Source organism: Pseudomonas sp. 4CAES_32.4, assembly GCF_058136335.1.
In genome coordinates, this window is sequence record NZ_CM176882.1 from 2,433,943 (window position 1) to 2,449,353 (window position 15,411).

Below are 15,411 nucleotides of genomic sequence, written 5' to 3' on the forward strand. Positions count from 1 at the left end.
GATGGACGCGCTAGGCGGGCGATCATCCCACGCAGCGCGCCGTCACTCCAGCGCGGTTCGTCAGGGTTACTGCGCTTGCGGCTGTTTCGCCACCGGCCGGGCCAGCAATTGGCGGGTCACACCGAGCATGGCCACCGAGACGGCGACACCCACGGCAAATCCGCTGAGTCCCATGGTCGGCAGCGTCAATGCCGACACCAGACAGAACGCCGAAAACGAATACATCCCTGTCGCCGTCGCCCGTAACAGCACGGCGGTAAATGCCGCGCCTCGGGTTTGCTGGGAAAACACCGCCATCACGCTGCCGAGCACCGGGAATACCGCGAGCAGACCGCTCCAGCGCTCGCCGACGGTGCTGGCCAGCATCGTGACCACCAGCGTCAGCGCGGCGCCGGCGATCATCCGCCAGATCAGTTTGTCTGACTTCGGCGTTGGGCCGTTGAGCACTGGCTGCACCTTGGGAAACAGGTACGGCGAAGACAGCAAAGCAATCGCTGCTGCTGCGACTGAGAACGGCAATGACGGCGGAATCAACGACAGTAGCAGCGCCAGCACCGCCCACACTGCCATGGAAGTCGCCAAGGCCCACGGCCAGTTCGCTCGCTGGGCGACCTGCGCATAGGTGATGCAGAAGGCAATCATCGCAAACATCGCCGATAAAGCCGCCACTGCCGACTGTGCGGCAAACGTCGGCCCCTGTTCGATGGCGAGGAAAAACAAAATCGGCCCGACCACCACGGGCAACCCCGACAGCCACCCGGCCACGCTCGGCCCCCAGCGCTTGCCCGCGAGGGAAATCAGCAGCAGAAAACCGGGAATCAACAGCAATTTGAGGATCAGCACGCACAGGTCTCCGTCGAGTGGTGACGGCCACGTTAGCATCGCTGACCCTTGATTGCTGCAAATGTGTGTGGATTTTGTATACAAAGTGCTGATCGCGATAGCCGACTATGCTCTGACTATCAGGGCTAGCCGGAGTCGATACCGCCATGAACAGAGCACCGAAGGTGTTGCGCGGATGCTGCGGAATCGGCCTGTGGGCGCTGTTGCTGACGCCGACCTGGGCCAATTGGCAGGACGCGGTGCCCGGTGCGCAGATCATCGGCACCGGCGATTTCAGCGTATTCGGATTCGATGTGTACAACGCACGGTTGTGGAGCGCCGCCCGACCGCTGGCGGACGGTCAGCCGTTTGCGTTGGAGTTGATCTACCGCCGCAGCATCTCCCGCGAGGATCTGGTCAAGGCCAGCGTCGACGAAATCAAGCGCTTGGGCGGCGCCACGGTGAGCCCCGCGCAACTGGCCGGTTGGCAGATTCAGATGCAGCAATCGTTCGTCGATGTGCAGGCCGGTACGCGGATCACCGGGGTATATCTGCCGGGGCAGGGCGCGCGGTTTTTTGTCGGTCAGCAGTTGCAGCATGAAATTGATGATCCGCAGTTTGCCCGAGCGTTTTTCGACATCTGGCTGGATCCACGCACGCGCAGTCCCGAGTTGCGTGAGCAGTTGTTAGGTGTGAGTCGATAGATTTTTTTACGCTTCAAGGCTCCGACTGAAACGTCTAAGCTGCGTCTTTCCGACTTGTTTCTGGATGTGTGCGTGAAATTCAGTTTGCCCAAAATCGCCACCGCGCCGTTTTGTCCGCCGGAAGTCGCCGGCAGTGTCGCGGTGGATCCGAGTGCCCCATTCTTCAAACGCGTGCTGCGTTTCGCCGGTCCCGGATTGCTGGTGTCGATCGGCTACATGGACCCTGGCAACTGGGCGACCGCCATCGAGGCCGGTTCGCGTTTTGGCTACAGCCTGTTGTTTGTGGTGTTGCTGGCGAGTCTGGCGGGCATGGTCGTGCAGTGCCTGTGTTCGCGGCTGGGCATCGCGACGGGACGCGACCTGGCGCAATTGTCCCGCGAGCGTTACAGCACACCGACCGCGCGCCTGCAGTGGGTGCTGGCGGAAATTTCAATCATCGCCACTGACCTTGCCGAAGTGCTCGGTTGTGCGCTGGCGTTTCACTTGTTGCTCGGTTGTTCGTTGACCTTTGGTATTGCCCTGACCGCGTTCGACACCTTGCTGGTGCTGGCCCTGCAAAATCGCGGCTTCCGCCGACTCGAAGCGATCATGCTGGTGCTGGTGGCGACCATCGGCGTGTGTTTCTTCGTTGAGCTGGTGCTGATCAAACCGTATTGGCCGGACGTGTTCAGCGGCTTCAAACCCTCGTTGTCGGCGATCAGCGATGCCGCGCCGTTGTACCTGGCCATCGGCATTCTCGGCGCGACGGTGATGCCGCATAACCTCTATCTGCACACTTCAATCGTGCAAACGCGGATGATCGGCAAGGATCTGGCGAGCAAGCAGGACGCGGTGAAACTGGCGCGCATTGACACCATCGGCTCGCTGGCGCTGGCTCTGCTGGTCAACGCGGCGATCCTGATTCTCGCGGCGGCAGCGTTTCATCAGTCCGGGCACACTGAAGTGGTCGACATTCAGGACGCCTATCACTTGCTCGATCCATTGGTCGGCGGCGCACTCGCCAGTGTGCTGTTCGGCGTGGCGTTGCTGGCGTCCGGGCAGAGCTCGACGTTCACCGGCACCATCGCCGGGCAGGTGATCATGGAGGGTTATCTGAACCTGCGGATCCCTTGCTGGCAGCGGCGCTTGATCACGCGCGGGCTGGCGCTGATTCCGGCGTTCATCGGCGTGTGGCTGATGGGCGATAACGCGGTGGGCAAGTTGCTGGTGATGAGTCAGGTGGTGTTGAGTCTGCAACTGCCGTTTGCGCTGTACCCGTTGATTCGCATGACCAATGACAAGCAACTGATGGGGCCGTTTGTGAATCGTTTGCCGACGCGGGTGTTGGCTTGGGGATTGTTTGGGGTGATCAGCGGGGCGAATGCGTGGTTGATTTTGCAATTGGCTGGCTGAAAATTTTGTGCTGACTGGGCTGGCCTCATCGCTAGCAGGGCTAGCTCCCACAAGGGATTTGTGAACCCGATCCACTGTGGGAGCTGGCTTGCCAGCGATAGGGCCATTGAAAGCAACACAAAATCCAGACCAAAAAACACCCGGTGCAACGCAAGTCGCACCGGGTTTTTTGTTGCCAGCATTCAGCGGATGTCGTGGATCCGCCGCCTGCCGTTGAACCTCTTGCTTAACCGCGTTCCAGCGCCAGCGCTACACCCTGACCGCCACCAATGCACAAGGTCGCCAGACCCTTTTTCGCATCGCGTTTGATCATTTCATGCAGCAGCGTCACCAGCACGCGGCAGCCCGATGCACCGATCGGGTGGCCCAGGGCGATGGCGCCGCCGTTGACGTTGACCTTGTTCAGATCCCATTGCAGATCCTTGGCCACCGCCAGCGATTGCGCGGCAAAGGCTTCGTTGGCTTCGATCAGGTCGAGCTGGTCGATGTTCCAGCCGGCCTTGTCGAGGCACCGACGGGTGGCCGAGACCGGGCCGATGCCCATGATTGCCGGATCAACACCCGCGTTGGCGTACGCAGCGATTTTCGCCAGCACCGGCAAGCCCAGTGCTTTGGCTTTTTCCGCGCTCATCAGGATCACCGCGGCAGCGCCGTCGTTCAGCGACGAAGCGTTGCCGGCGGTGACGCTGCCGTCCTTTTTGAAGGCCGGACGCAGTTTCGCCAGGGATTCAGCGGTGGTGTCGCCGCGTGGTTGCTCATCAACCTTGAACGCCACCGGATCGCCTTTGCGCTGCGGGATCAGGATTGGGGTGATTTCATCGACAAAGCGACCGGCCTCAATGGCAGCGGCGGCTTTCTGCTGAGACGCGGCAGCGAAAGCGTCCTGCTGCTCACGGCTGATCTCGTACTTGTCGACCAGATTCTCGGCAGTGATGCCCATGTGGTAGTCGTTGAATGCATCCCACAGGCCATCGCTGATCATGGTGTCGACGATTTGCGCGTGACCCATGCGCAGACCGGTGCGTGCGCCCGGCATCACGTAGTTGGACAGGCTCATGTTTTCCTGGCCACCGGCGATGATCACGTCAGCGTCGCCGCAACGGATTGCCTGTGCACCCAGGTGCAAAGCCTTGAGGCCCGAACCGCAAACCTTGTTCAGGGTCAGCGCCGGCACGGCGTGAGGCAGGCCAGCCTTGATCGCCGACTGACGTGCCGGGTTCTGGCCGGCACCGGCGGTCAGCACTTGGCCCATGATCACTTCATCGACCTGTGCACCGTCCAGGCCGGTCTGCTCAAGCAACTGACGGATCACCGCCGCGCCCAGATCGACGGCGGACACGCTGGCCAAGGAGCCCTGGAAACTGCCGATCGCGGTACGCGTGGCGGCAACAATTACGACGTCTTGCATTTTCGAATTCCTCACTGGGCAGCGAACTGCATTTCCGGTACATGATCCGGGACGATCAGTTTACCAGCGGTTTTGGCGACGATTTCCTCGACGCTGACGCCAGGTGCGCGTTCCTTGAGGACAAAAGCGCCATTTTCGATTTCCAAATAGGCGAGGTCGGTCAGCACGCGCTTGATGCAACCAGCGCCGGTCAACGGCAGGCTGCATTTGGACAGCAACTTCGACTCACCGTCCTTGGAGGCGTGGGTCATGATCACGATGATGTTGTCGGCGCCGGCCACCAGGTCCATTGCGCCGCCCATGCCCTTGACCAGTTTGCCGGGGATCATCCACGAAGCGATGTTGCCCTCGACGTCGACTTCGAACGCGCCCAGTACGGTCAGGTCGACGTGGCCACCACGGATCATCGCGAAGGATTCGGCGGAGTTGAAAATCGACGCACCGATGCGCGCAGTCACGGTCTGTTTGCCGGCGTTGATCATGTCGGCATCGATGGTTTCTTCAGTCGGAAACGGGCCCATGCCGAGCAGGCCGTTTTCCGATTGCAGCATGACTTCCATGCCTTCGGGGATGTAGTTGGCGACCAGGGTCGGAATGCCGATGCCGAGGTTCACGTAGAAGCCGTCCTGCATTTCGCGGGCGACGCGCTGAGCCATTTGTTCGCGGGAAAGTGCCATGTTTTTATTCTCCGTCAGCCTGAATTATTTGCGGATGGTGCGCTGTTCGATGCGTTTTTCGAACGTGCCGCAAATGACCCGATCGACGTAGATGCCCGGGGTATGGATCTGCGAGGGGTCGAGTTCGCCGGGCTCGACGATTTCTTCGACTTCAACCACGGTGATCTTGCCGGCAGTGGCGGCCAGCGGGTTGAAGTTCTGCGCGGTGTGACGGTAGATGACGTTGCCGAAATGGTCGGCTTTCCAGCCTTTGACGATGGCGAAGTCGCCAGTGATGGATTCTTCCATCAGGTACTTGCGGCCCTTGAATTCACGCACTTCCTTGCCTTCGGCAACCGGAGTGCCGACGCCGGTGGCGGTGAAGAAGGCCGGAATGCCAGCGCCGCCTGCGCGCATTTTCTCGGCGAGGGTGCCTTGCGGGGTCAGGATGACTTCGATGTCGCCTTTGAGCAGTTGCTCTTCGAACAGCTTGTTTTCGCCGACGTAGGAGGCGATGACTTTGCTGATCTGGCGATCGGTGAGCAGCACGCCGAGGCCGAAACCGTCGACGCCGCAGTTGTTGGAGACGACGGTGAGGTCGCGGGTGCCTTTGCGCTTGATCTCGGCGATCAGGTTTTCCGGAATGCCGCACAGACCGAAGCCGCCGGCGATAACGATCATGCCGTCCTCAAGCCCGGCCAGGGCTTCCTCGTAGGAACTCACGCGCTTGTCGAAACCTGCCATATGCACCTCTTTTATTATTTGCGGGCGGCTGGCTAGCCGAATGGTTGGAGTGTCTCGCTGAAGGATATATTTGTTAAGTTGATTTTTAAGGTTGATTGATTGATAAAGCTCAATAGTCGCGTTATGTCTTGCCGCTTAACGCTTGTAGCTTAGAACTGGAGCGCAGCGACCATGACCATTAAGCAAATCCGCGCCTTCCTCGCCGTAGCTCACAGCCTGAGTTTCGCCGTGGCCTGCGAGCGTCTGCACCTGTCGCAATCGGCGTTGAGCCTGACCATCAAGGCGCTGGAGGAAGGTTTGGGCGGACGCCTGTTCAGCCGCAACACGCGCAACGTCGCACTGACCCCGGAAGGTGAATCGCTGTTACCGCTGGCGCGACGGTTGATCGCCGACTGGGACAACGCCGAAGACGAAATGCGCCAGCGCTTCAGCCTGCAACGTGGGCGGGTGACGCTGGCGGCGATGCCGTCGTTTGCCGGCAATCTGCTGCCGCCGATCCTCAAATCCTTTCGCGCGCGCTATCCGAACGTCAGCGTCACGGTCAACGACGTGATCAACGAGCAAGTGTTGGAGATGGTCCGCGATCGTCAAGTGGAGCTGGGCGTGGCGTTCGAACCGATGCAAAACACCTCGATGACATTCACCCCGTTGTACATCGATCGCTTCGTCGCAGTGGTGCCCAAGGATTCACCGCTGGCGGTGCGCAGCGAGATCGACTGGCAGACGCTGTTGTCGGAGCCATTCATCACCTTGCAGCGTCCGTCCACGGTGCGGGTCATGCTGGAGGAACACTTGCAGACCCGCGGAATGAAACTGCCGGTGGAGTTTGAAAGTCATCAACTGGCGACGGTTGGGCGGATGGTTGCCAGTGGACTCGGGGTCAGCGCGGTTCCAGCGCTGTGTGCCAAGCAAATGCAGGAGTTGGGCGCGCATTGTCTGACCCTGAGCGATTCGGTGGAGCGGGCGATTGGCGTGCTGACTGAACCTGGCAATGAACTGTCGGCAGCGGCGCAGGCGTTGTTCGATATCCTTCAGGCAGAACACTGACCCTGTGGGAGCCAGCCCTGCTGGTAAATGCTCGAACGCCATCGCCAGCAGGGCTGGCTCCCACAGGGGGGGGGCGTGTTCAGGTAGTGAGGCGTTGTGTCAGCAGAGGCAGCAGTTGTTCGCAGGATGCTTCGATTTTCAGACTGAGCAGATCATCCGCCCGGGTCTTGCCCAGATTGATCGCGATCAACGGTTTGCCGCGATCAACCATCACCCGACACAAACGAAACGCCGAATACGCCATCAACGATGACCCGACAACCAGCATGCCGGCGGCATTCTCAGCGGCGGCCATGGCTCGGGCGGCTGTCGGTTGCGCAACGTTCTCCCCGAAAAACACCACGTCGGGTTTCATCCGCTCGCCGACGCAATACGGGCAGCGAGGCACCTGAAAGCGTGCCTCGAAGGCGGGGTCGAGCAGGGTATCGCCATCCGGCGCCTGCACCGCGTCAACGCCAGCCAGATAGGGGTTTTGCGATTCCATCAGGCGCTGGATCGCATCGCGCTCACTGCGCTGACCGCAATCCAGGCACAGCACCCGATGCAGACTGCCATGCAATTCGATCACGTCATGACTGCCGGCCTGGTCGTGCAAGGTGTCGACGTTCTGCGTGATCAAATGGTTGATCAATCCATGACTCTGCAAACTGGCCAGCGCCGCGTGCGCCGCATTCGGCTGCGCTTGCCGCACCCGTGGCCAGCCAAGCATGGCCCGTGCCCAATAACGGCGACGTGATTCCGGCGCTGCGAGGAACTCCTGATACATCATTGGCTGCCGGCCACGGCGTACGCCGTCGCTATCGCGATAATCCGGAATGCCCGAGGGCGTGCTGATGCCGGCGCCGGTGAGCACCAGAAAATCGCCGTCGGCCATCGCCTGTTGCAGGGTGTCGAGGTGTGCGCGGGTCGGGCTGTCGAGCATGGTCAGCGCTCCGGAGGGGACGGTGCCAGCAGGTTAGCACGCGACCCGCGCAGGTTACTTGCGCGCCTCCAGAATCAGGTTGAACGGTGTTTGCGTGGCGCGGCGAAAGTGTTTGAACCCAGCCTCCGTGAACACTTTGCGCAGACGCAATTCACCGGCCTGCGCGCCCAAGCCGAGGCCGACTTCCTGGGACAGTGAGTTTGGCGTGCAGATAAACGTCGATGCTGCGTAAAACAACCGTCCGACCGGGTTGATGTTGTCGTCCAGCGTGTCGTTGGCGAACGGCTCGACCAGCAACACCGTGCCGTCATCCTTCAGTGATTCGTAGGCATGCCGCGCAGCGCCGACCGGGTCGCCCATGTCGTGCAGGCAGTCGAAATAGCAGATCAGGTCGTAGTCATTGCCAGGATAGTTTTTCGCCGAGCCCTGAAAGAACGTCGCCCGATTGCTCACGCCACCTTCTTCGGCACGCTGCGTCGCCACAGTGATCGACGGCGCGTGGTAATCGAAGCCGACGAAGCGCGATTTTGGAAATGCCTGAGCCATGATCACCGTTGACGCACCATGGCCGCAGCCGACGTCGGCCACTTTGGCCCCGGCTTCGAGTTTGGCGACGACGCCTTCCAGCGCCGGCAGCCATTCGGCGATCAGGTGACCTTTGTAACCGGGGCGGAAAAACCGTTCGGTGCCGGTGAACATGCACGGGTGATGATCGCCCCAAGGCAGGGCGCCGTTGCCGCGCATGGCTTTGACCAGTTTGTCCTTGTCGTGGAAAAACGACGCCACTACGCCGAGGCCGCCAGCGACGTAGACCGGGGAATCCTCCACGGCCAGCGCCAGGGCTTGTTCCTCGGGCAGACGGAACTGGCCGTCGCGATGCTCCATGTAGCCGGACGCCGCGTGGGCGCTGAGCCATTCGCGAACCAGTCGGGGGTTGCAGGTGGTTTTTGCGGCGAGGGCTTCGGGGCTGATCGGTTGGCTGTCGGCCATGGCTCGGTAGAGCCCGAGTTCTTCGCCGACGATGACATTGGCCAGCATCGCCGCGCCGCCCATGTCGTTGACCAGTTTGCCCATGAATTCGTTAAGTCGGGCCTCATCCATCACGTGTGCTCCTGAAACAGGATCACCGTCCGGCGGCGTTAAGGGTCGAGGCAGGCGCCACCGGGCGGTGGTCACGGATATGGGCAGGGCACAGCAGGAGTCCTGCGTCCCCCTCGACTGGGTAATGACTGAGTTTAGCCCGACTCTGGCGGGCTGCAGGCTTTCACACTACCCCTTTGGGAGCGGTAATTTGAGTTCCGCACACAACCCGCCACCCTCGCGGTTGCTGAGGGTCAGTGAGCCGCCGAGGGCGAGGGCCAGTTGCTGGGCGATCGCCAGGCCCAGACCGGTGCCGCCGGTGCTGCGGTTACGCGAATTTTCCACGCGGTAAAACGGTTCGACGACGCGGGCCAGTTCATCGTCGGCGATGCCCGGGCCGCGATCCATGACTTTCACCGACAGACTGTCGCCCTGGGCCTCCACCACGAGGTGTGCGGCACCGGCGAACTTCAACGCGTTGTCGGTCAGGTTCACCAGCACCCGCCGCAAGGCCTGCGGACGCGTATCGATCACGGCGCGGCTTTTACCGCTAAGCAGCACGTTCTTGTCCATGTCCTGATAGTCAAACACCAGGCTGTCGAGAAATGCATCCAGATCGGTACGCCGACTTTCTTCGGTGGCGCCATGAACGCTGCGCGCATAAGCCACGCCTTCACGCACCAAGTGCTCGATCTCACCGAGGTCATTGCACAGTTTGTCCTTCTCGGCTGATTCATCCATGAATTCTGCACGCAGTTTCATCCGCGTGATTGGCGTTTGCAGGTCGTGGGAAATCGCCGCCAGCAACTGCATGCGTTCCTTCAGATACGCGGCAATGCGCGCCTGCATCGCATTGAATGCTCGCGCCGCGTAGGCCACTTCGCGCGGACCGTGCTCGTCGAGATGGATCGGGTGGGCGTTGGGGTCAAGGCTTTCCACGGCGCTGGCGAGTCGGCTCAGCGGGCGCAGGGCGATGCGCACGGCCAGCCAGGTGCAGGCGATCAACAACGCCAATTGTCCGAGCAGCACCACGGGTAACCACGGTGACAGCGGCGCCATGGCCGGACGCACATCGATGGTCACCGGGCTGCCGTCACTGAGGCGCAGATGCCCTTGAAAATGTTTACTCGGCCCGGGAATGTCGCTGAAGCTCAGCGGGTAGCGGTCGCCAAGGGACTCGTTGATCGAGGTGACCGCCACCGGCGCATCGCGCAGGTTGATCGGTGTGCCGGTTTCGCCTTCGTTCAGCAGATAGCCGTAATTGGTTCGGGCCAGACGCTTGAGCCAGTCGGGACGCTCGGCGGCGGGCAAGCGATCGAGGATCGCGATGGACGTCAAAACGTCGGTTTCAAGGGTGCCGAGCATGGTGTTTCTGGCGCTTTGGTAACGCTCGTAATACTGCGCGCCGAACGACAGGGCCTGGGCGAGGATCAGCCCGATCAGAAAAATCAGCGACAATCGTGATGCCAGCGTTCGCGGCCAGTGCAGCTTGAAACTCATGCCGAAGCCCCGAGGATCTCCACGGGCAGCGAAAACACATAACCTTCGCTGCGCACGGTCTTGATGCAAGCCGGCTCGCGGGCATCGTCGAGCAAGCGCTGACGCAAGCGGCTGACCAGCAGATCAATCGAGCGGTCGAACAGATCAGCCTCGCGGCCCTGGGTCAGATTGAGCAATTGATCGCGACTGAGTACCCGCTGCGGATGATCGAGAAACACCCGCAGCAAGCGGTATTCGGCGCCGCTGAGGGCGACCAGGGTGCCGTCGCTGTCGAGCAGATGGCGGGCCGAGGTGTCCAGCTTCCAGCGGCCGAAAGCCAGCAATCGGCCGGCCTCGGTGACCACCAGATTGGGCGGCAACATCCGCGTGCGCCGCAGCACGGCACTGATCCGTGCGAGCAGTTCGCGGGCAGAAAAAGGTTTGGTCAGGTAATCGTCGGCGCCCATTTCCAAGCCAATGATGCGGTCGGTTTCATCATTGCGTGCGGTGAGCATCAGCACCGGCGTGGCCTTGTGTTTGCCCACACGCAATTCGCGGCACAGCTGCAAGCCATCGTCGCCGGGCATCATGATGTCGAGCACGATCAGGTCAACGGTGTTGGCGTCGAGAAAGCTGCGCATCTGCCGGCCATCGGCGACCACCGTGGTGCGCAGACCGTTTTTCTTCAGGTAATTGCCGACCAGCTCGCGGATCTCGCGGTCGTCGTCGACGATGAGAATGTGATCGACATGTTCCATCGGTTCAAACCTCTGACAAAGGGGGAATGCCGCCCAGTCTATAGCGCCGTTAACCGCACGCCTGCCTGCCTTTGTATTGCAGTGTATCTGCTGCAACGGCGGATACACGCAGACGCAAAAACATGATTTTTTCGGGTTTTGTATCCCTGTGTATCTACAGGCAGGGTGGATACACGGCGATTGATTCTCGGCCTTTCCTGACACAGACGCGATACCTCAAGGGCCTCAAATAGGCTCCATCGAGGCACACACACATGTCGCCTCGGCTCAAACCCACTGAAGCCTTGAGGACACCACCATGAACAACATTTCGCGCTTTCTGACCGCTGTGGCTTTTTCCTTCGCCGGTGCGGCGGCCCACGCCAATAGCTCCGTCGAGCACAGCAGTTGTGCCAGCAGCACCTGCTTCCAGCTGACGCCGGTGGCGAAGGAGGGCAGAGATGCATTGATCGCTGCCGATGGTTCCAGCCGCACACCCCAAGGCCAACTCGTCGCGGAAAACGGTGCAAGCCGCACCCCGCAAGGGCAATGGCTGGCCAGCCAGAGTTCATAAACCCATGCGTAAGCCAGACACGGTAGCGAGGGCGCGTGGCCCTTCGCTGCCCGGTCGAGTGCCAGCTCACATATCAAGGTGATCCCTATGTATCTCATCGCATTTCTTGGCGGTCTGCTGACCGTTCTCAGTCCCTGCATCCTGCCGGTGGTGCCGTTCCTGTTCGCTGGCGCCAACCGCACACGTTCCTCCATCCTGCTGACGCTGGGCGGCATGGCCCTGACTTTTGCGCTGATTTCCAGTCTGGCGGTGGTCAGTAGTGAATGGGTGATTCAGGCCAGCAACACCGGCCGCCACGTCGCGCTGGTCGTCATGGCGCTGTTTGCCCTGTCGCTGATCTCGGCTCGTGTCGGCGATTGGCTGACCCGGCCTTTTGTAGCGCTGGGCAATCGCCTCGATCAGGACACCCGCAAGCATGCCGGACCCTTGGGTTCGATCATGCTTGGCGTGGCCACCGGGCTGCTGTGGGCACCCTGCGCCGGGCCGATTCTCGGGGTGATCCTGACCGGCGCCATGCTGCAGGGCGCCAATGCCCAGACCAGCCTGTTGCTGTTGGCTTATGGCGCGGGCAGTGCGCTGCCGCTGGGGGCATTGATTTTTGCCGGGCGCGGTTTGGTCAATCGGCTGAAACCATCGATCCCTTTCACCGGTTGGTTGCGCCGCAGCGCGGGTGTCGTGGTGCTCGCCACCGTGGCGGTGATCGCGACAGGCGCGGATAAAGTCCTGCTGGCCAGTACGTCCTCCGAAGGTGTTGCCAGCGTCGAAAAAGGCGTGCTGGAGAACGTACCGAAAGTGGTCGACTACTTTGTCAGCAAAGTCCGCGCCGACTCGATGATGGACGAAGTTCAAGGCGTGATGCCTTCACTGGCGGGAGCTGTGCAATGGCTCAACTCACCAGAGCTGAGCGCCGAGTCGCTGCGTGGCAAAGTGGTGCTGGTGGACTTCTGGACCTACGATTGCATCAACTGCCAGCACACGCTGCCATACGTCAAAGAGTGGGCGAAGAAGTACGAGAAGGACGGCCTGGTGGTGATCGGCGTGCACACCCCCGAGTACGGTTACGAGCGCATCATCGACAACGTCAAGGATCAGGTGAAAAAGCTCGGCATCACCTACCCGGTGGCCATCGACAACGACTACGCGATCTGGCGCCACTTCGATAACCAATACTGGCCGGCGCATTACCTGATCGATGCCCAAGGGCAAGTGCGCTATAGCCACTTTGGCGAAGGACGCTATGAGGCCCAGGAGCAAATGATCCGGCAATTGCTGGACGAGGCCAAAGCTCCAGCCGCCTGAATGTACAAGCATTGGCTCAGAGGTCGCGCTCCATCAGCCAATGTTCATTGTCCCAAGCGCGAAAACGCTCCAACACCTGCCAGCCGCGTTTGGCGTAGTAATCCTGTTTGCTCTGGGTATGCAGATACAAACGGGCAAAGCCGCGACGTTTGGCTTCCTGACATACCCCTTCGATCAACTGTTCCGCCAGGCCTTGACCACGCGCCTCGGGGCTGACGAACACGCACGCCAGCCACGGGCCGAGGTCGGGCCGATGGGCCAGATCATCACGGGCCAGTGCCGCACCTCCCACCAGCCGTTCACCGTCCATGGCGATCAGGCATGACCAGTCTCCATTGCTTTGCCCGTCGGCAAATTCGCGCTGCCACTCAGCCAACGGTTGATGCGCGTATTCGTAGTGAAACTGTTGGTGGATCCACTCGGCATAGCGGTCGCTATGGTGCAGATGCGCGGCAAGCCAATCCAGATGCGGTGACATCAGTCGAGTCCGTTGCAAAACGTGAGCGAGCATCAGAAACCATTCCACGCAGGCTGGCAATGCGGTGGGTGTTGCAACGGCTTTACAGATTCCCGCCACTCATCGGCAAAGCCGCTGTTTTAGGGGCTTGCCGGACGATCGGCAGGGACGCCGAGCGGGCTTGGGCGCGATAGTGACCGAGCAGGGTCACTGTCGACTCTGTCACATAACAAGTTCGCGAGGTTGCTATGCCGAAGTTCGTGATTGAACGCCCGATTCCGGTGATCAACCCGACTACCGCCGAATGACAGCTGATCCAACCTGTAATGGAGCGCTTGCATGAGTACGCCGATTGACCTCACTGCCTTGAAAGAACGCCAGAAAGTCGCCTGGGCCAGTGGCGACTACGCCGTGATCGGCACCACCTTGCAAATCGTCGGCGAAACCCTCGCCGAAGCTTGCGACCTGCGTTGTGATGAAGAGGTGCTGGACGTCGCGGCGGGCAATGGCAATGCGACGCTGGCGGCCGCGCGGCGTGGCTGTCAGGTGACGTCCACCGATTACGTCGCCGCGCTGCTGGAGCGCGGACAGGATCGGGCGCGGGCCGAACATCTGGACGTGATCTTTCAGGTCGCCGATGCCGAGGCCTTGCCGTTTGCCGATGAAAGCTACGATGCCGTGCTGTCGACCTTCGGCGTAATGTTCGCGCCGGATCAGGTAAAAGCGGCAGCGGAGCTGGGACGGGTCTGTCGGCGCGGCGGGCGAATCGGTCTGGCCAACTGGACCCCGGAAGGTTTCGTCGGGCAAATGTTCAAGACCCTTGGTCAGCACTTGCCGCCGCCGGCGGGTGCTCAGCCGCCCGCGAACTGGGGCTCGGATGCGTGGCTGCACAAACACTTCGATGACCGTGATTTTCTGGTGCGGGTGACCCGCCGCGAGTTCAATTTCCGTTATCGCTCGGCCGCCCATTTCATCGATATTTTCCGCCACTGGTAGGGCCCGGTGCACAAGGCTTTCGCGGTGCTGTCGCCGGAAGTCGGGCAGGCACTGGAGCGTGATCTGACGGATTTGCTCAACCGAATGAATCGCGCGGGGGAGGGCTCGCTGGTGGTGCCGAGTGAGTATCTGGAGGTGGTGATCAGCAAGCGCTGATCCGGAACTTAAGCCGACCCCCTGTAGGAGTGAGCCTGCTCGCGATAGCGGTGTGTCAGCAAACTATCCGTCAACGGACACACCGCTATCGCGAGCAGGCTCACTCCTACAGGTATTGTGCAGGCCGCCCTTATTTCAGAGGCGTCCGATCAAACCACTCCAACGCCGTGCGCCAGATGCAGATCCCCAGAAAGTAAGCCGACATCAGCAGCCACAGTCCCATCACCAGCGGGTTGATCACTGGGTGGTTGAGCACCAGCGACAAACTGCACAGCAGCCAGATCGCCGTCACTGCAATGTTGATCGGCATGAATCGACGTACGCGGAACGGGTGCAGGAATTTCATCCGCGTCACCGTCAGCAGCGCCAGACCGATGACGGTCAGGAAGGTAATCCAAGGACCCGGGCCGATGATGTAAAGACACAGCGCCACCACGTTCCACGCCGCCGGGAAGCCAACGAAATAGTTGTCCTTGCTCTTCATGTTGACGTTGCAGAAACAGAACAGCGACGACACCAGAATCAGCGACACGGTCAGCAGCAGGGTGTAATCGGGCAGCGGGATGTAACGATAGATAAACAGTGCCGGGATGAATACATACGTCAGGTAATCGATCACCAGATCAAGGATCGAACCGTCGAAACTCGGCAGCACCGATTGCACGTTGACCTTTCGCGCCAAAGCGCCGTCGAGGCCGTCGACGATCAGCGCCACGCCCAGCCACATCAGGCAATGGGTCGGCTGATTTTCCAGCAGGGCGAGGGTGGCCAGGAATGCGGTGACCACGCCGGTCGCGGTAAAACCATGGGCGCCCCATGCTTTGAGCCTGGCGATGTGTACGGTCGATATCACGGGGGCGTTCTCCAGAAAGTGAAGCAAGCCGGTTATCACCCTTGAATGGCAAGGGCGCCGGCAAACCGGGTCGGGGTTGCAGCTA

15 protein-coding genes and 1 pseudogene are annotated in these 15,411 nt (G+C 60.9%); 6 read left to right on the forward strand and 10 right to left on the reverse strand.

The annotated features are described in order from the left end of the window. Positions 1-66: 66 nt before the first annotated feature. Complete coding sequence (locus AC3Y64_RS11015) at positions 67-843, reverse strand: hypothetical protein (protein WP_489987454.1); 777 nt, start codon at positions 841-843, stop codon at positions 67-69. Between the two features lie 146 nt (positions 844-989). Here AC3Y64_RS11015 and AC3Y64_RS11020 point away from each other — a divergent pair, with 146 nt between their 5' ends. Together AC3Y64_RS11020 and AC3Y64_RS11025 are read left to right on the forward strand one after the other, a co-directional pair. Continuing rightward, on the forward strand, positions 990-1,526 hold the full coding sequence (locus AC3Y64_RS11020; RefSeq protein WP_489987455.1) for a chalcone isomerase family protein: 537 nt from the start codon (positions 990-992) through the stop codon (positions 1,524-1,526). A gap of 72 nt (positions 1,527-1,598) precedes the next feature. Further along, positions 1,599-2,918 carry an Nramp family divalent metal transporter gene (locus AC3Y64_RS11025; RefSeq protein WP_489987456.1) on the forward strand — a complete coding sequence of 440 codons (1,320 nt, stop codon included), beginning with the start codon at positions 1,599-1,601 and terminating at the stop codon, positions 2,916-2,918. Between the two features lie 226 nt (positions 2,919-3,144). Here AC3Y64_RS11025 and AC3Y64_RS11030 read toward each other — a convergent pair whose 3' ends face one another. Genes AC3Y64_RS11030 through AC3Y64_RS11040 form a run of 3 tightly spaced genes read right to left on the reverse strand, consistent with a single transcriptional unit; the run spans position 3,145 to position 5,726 of the window. Then, a complete protein-coding gene (locus tag AC3Y64_RS11030; RefSeq protein ID WP_489987457.1) occupies positions 3,145-4,326 on the reverse strand; it encodes an acetyl-CoA C-acetyltransferase in 1,182 nt (393 codons plus the stop codon). Between the two features lie 11 nt (positions 4,327-4,337). Then, positions 4,338-5,003, reverse strand: coding sequence for a CoA transferase subunit B (locus AC3Y64_RS11035; protein WP_122594424.1), 666 nt, complete (start codon positions 5,001-5,003; stop codon positions 4,338-4,340). Between the two features lie 24 nt (positions 5,004-5,027). Beyond that, positions 5,028-5,726, reverse strand: a complete 699-nt coding sequence (locus tag AC3Y64_RS11040; RefSeq protein ID WP_489987458.1) for a CoA transferase subunit A — start codon at positions 5,724-5,726, stop codon at positions 5,028-5,030. A 171-nt stretch (positions 5,727-5,897) separates the two neighbouring features. Between AC3Y64_RS11040 and AC3Y64_RS11045 the strand changes: the two genes are divergently transcribed. Then, positions 5,898-6,773 carry a LysR family transcriptional regulator gene (locus tag AC3Y64_RS11045; protein ID WP_489987459.1) on the forward strand — a complete coding sequence of 292 codons (876 nt, stop codon included), beginning with the start codon at positions 5,898-5,900 and terminating at the stop codon, positions 6,771-6,773. A 79-nt stretch (positions 6,774-6,852) separates the two neighbouring features. Here the strand turns inward: AC3Y64_RS11045 and AC3Y64_RS11050 are convergent, their stop codons facing one another. The 4 genes from AC3Y64_RS11050 to AC3Y64_RS11065 form a co-directional block, all read right to left on the reverse strand. Beyond that, positions 6,853-7,695 carry an NAD-dependent protein deacetylase gene (locus tag AC3Y64_RS11050; RefSeq protein WP_489987460.1) on the reverse strand — a complete coding sequence of 281 codons (843 nt, stop codon included), beginning with the start codon at positions 7,693-7,695 and terminating at the stop codon, positions 6,853-6,855. A gap of 54 nt (positions 7,696-7,749) precedes the next feature. After that, positions 7,750-8,796, reverse strand: coding sequence for a class I SAM-dependent methyltransferase (locus AC3Y64_RS11055; RefSeq protein WP_489987461.1), 1,047 nt, complete (start codon positions 8,794-8,796; stop codon positions 7,750-7,752). 168 nt (positions 8,797-8,964) lie between these two features. Then, complete coding sequence (locus AC3Y64_RS11060; protein WP_489987462.1) at positions 8,965-10,275, reverse strand: sensor histidine kinase; 1,311 nt, start codon at positions 10,273-10,275, stop codon at positions 8,965-8,967. Continuing rightward, the gene (locus AC3Y64_RS11065; RefSeq protein ID WP_489987463.1) at positions 10,272-11,012 is read right to left on the reverse strand and encodes a response regulator; all 741 of its coding nucleotides are present in this window, start codon (positions 11,010-11,012) and stop codon (positions 10,272-10,274) included. The genes AC3Y64_RS11060 and AC3Y64_RS11065 overlap by 4 nt, the downstream gene beginning before the upstream one ends. 298 nt (positions 11,013-11,310) lie before the next feature. Here AC3Y64_RS11065 and AC3Y64_RS11070 point away from each other — a divergent pair, with 298 nt between their 5' ends. Continuing rightward, positions 11,311-11,565: a hypothetical protein gene (locus AC3Y64_RS11070; protein ID WP_489987464.1), complete on the forward strand. Its 255-nt coding sequence runs from the start codon at positions 11,311-11,313 to the stop codon at positions 11,563-11,565. Between the two features lie 87 nt (positions 11,566-11,652). Then, on the forward strand, positions 11,653-12,864 hold the full coding sequence (locus AC3Y64_RS11075) for a cytochrome c biogenesis protein DipZ (protein WP_489987465.1): 1,212 nt from the start codon (positions 11,653-11,655) through the stop codon (positions 12,862-12,864). A 16-nt stretch (positions 12,865-12,880) separates the two neighbouring features. Here AC3Y64_RS11075 and AC3Y64_RS11080 read toward each other — a convergent pair whose 3' ends face one another. Then, entirely contained in the window at positions 12,881-13,342 is a 462-nt protein-coding gene (locus AC3Y64_RS11080; protein WP_489987466.1) for a GNAT family N-acetyltransferase, read from the reverse strand. Between the two features lie 318 nt (positions 13,343-13,660). Here AC3Y64_RS11080 and AC3Y64_RS11085 point away from each other — a divergent pair. After that, positions 13,661-14,473, forward strand: a pseudogene (locus tag AC3Y64_RS11085) (class I SAM-dependent methyltransferase). Between the two features lie 130 nt (positions 14,474-14,603). Here the strand turns inward: AC3Y64_RS11085 and pcsA are convergent. Continuing rightward, positions 14,604-15,326, reverse strand: coding sequence for a phosphatidylcholine synthase (gene pcsA, locus AC3Y64_RS11090; RefSeq protein WP_158955648.1), 723 nt, complete (start codon positions 15,324-15,326; stop codon positions 14,604-14,606). Positions 15,327-15,411: the final 85 nt, after the last annotated feature.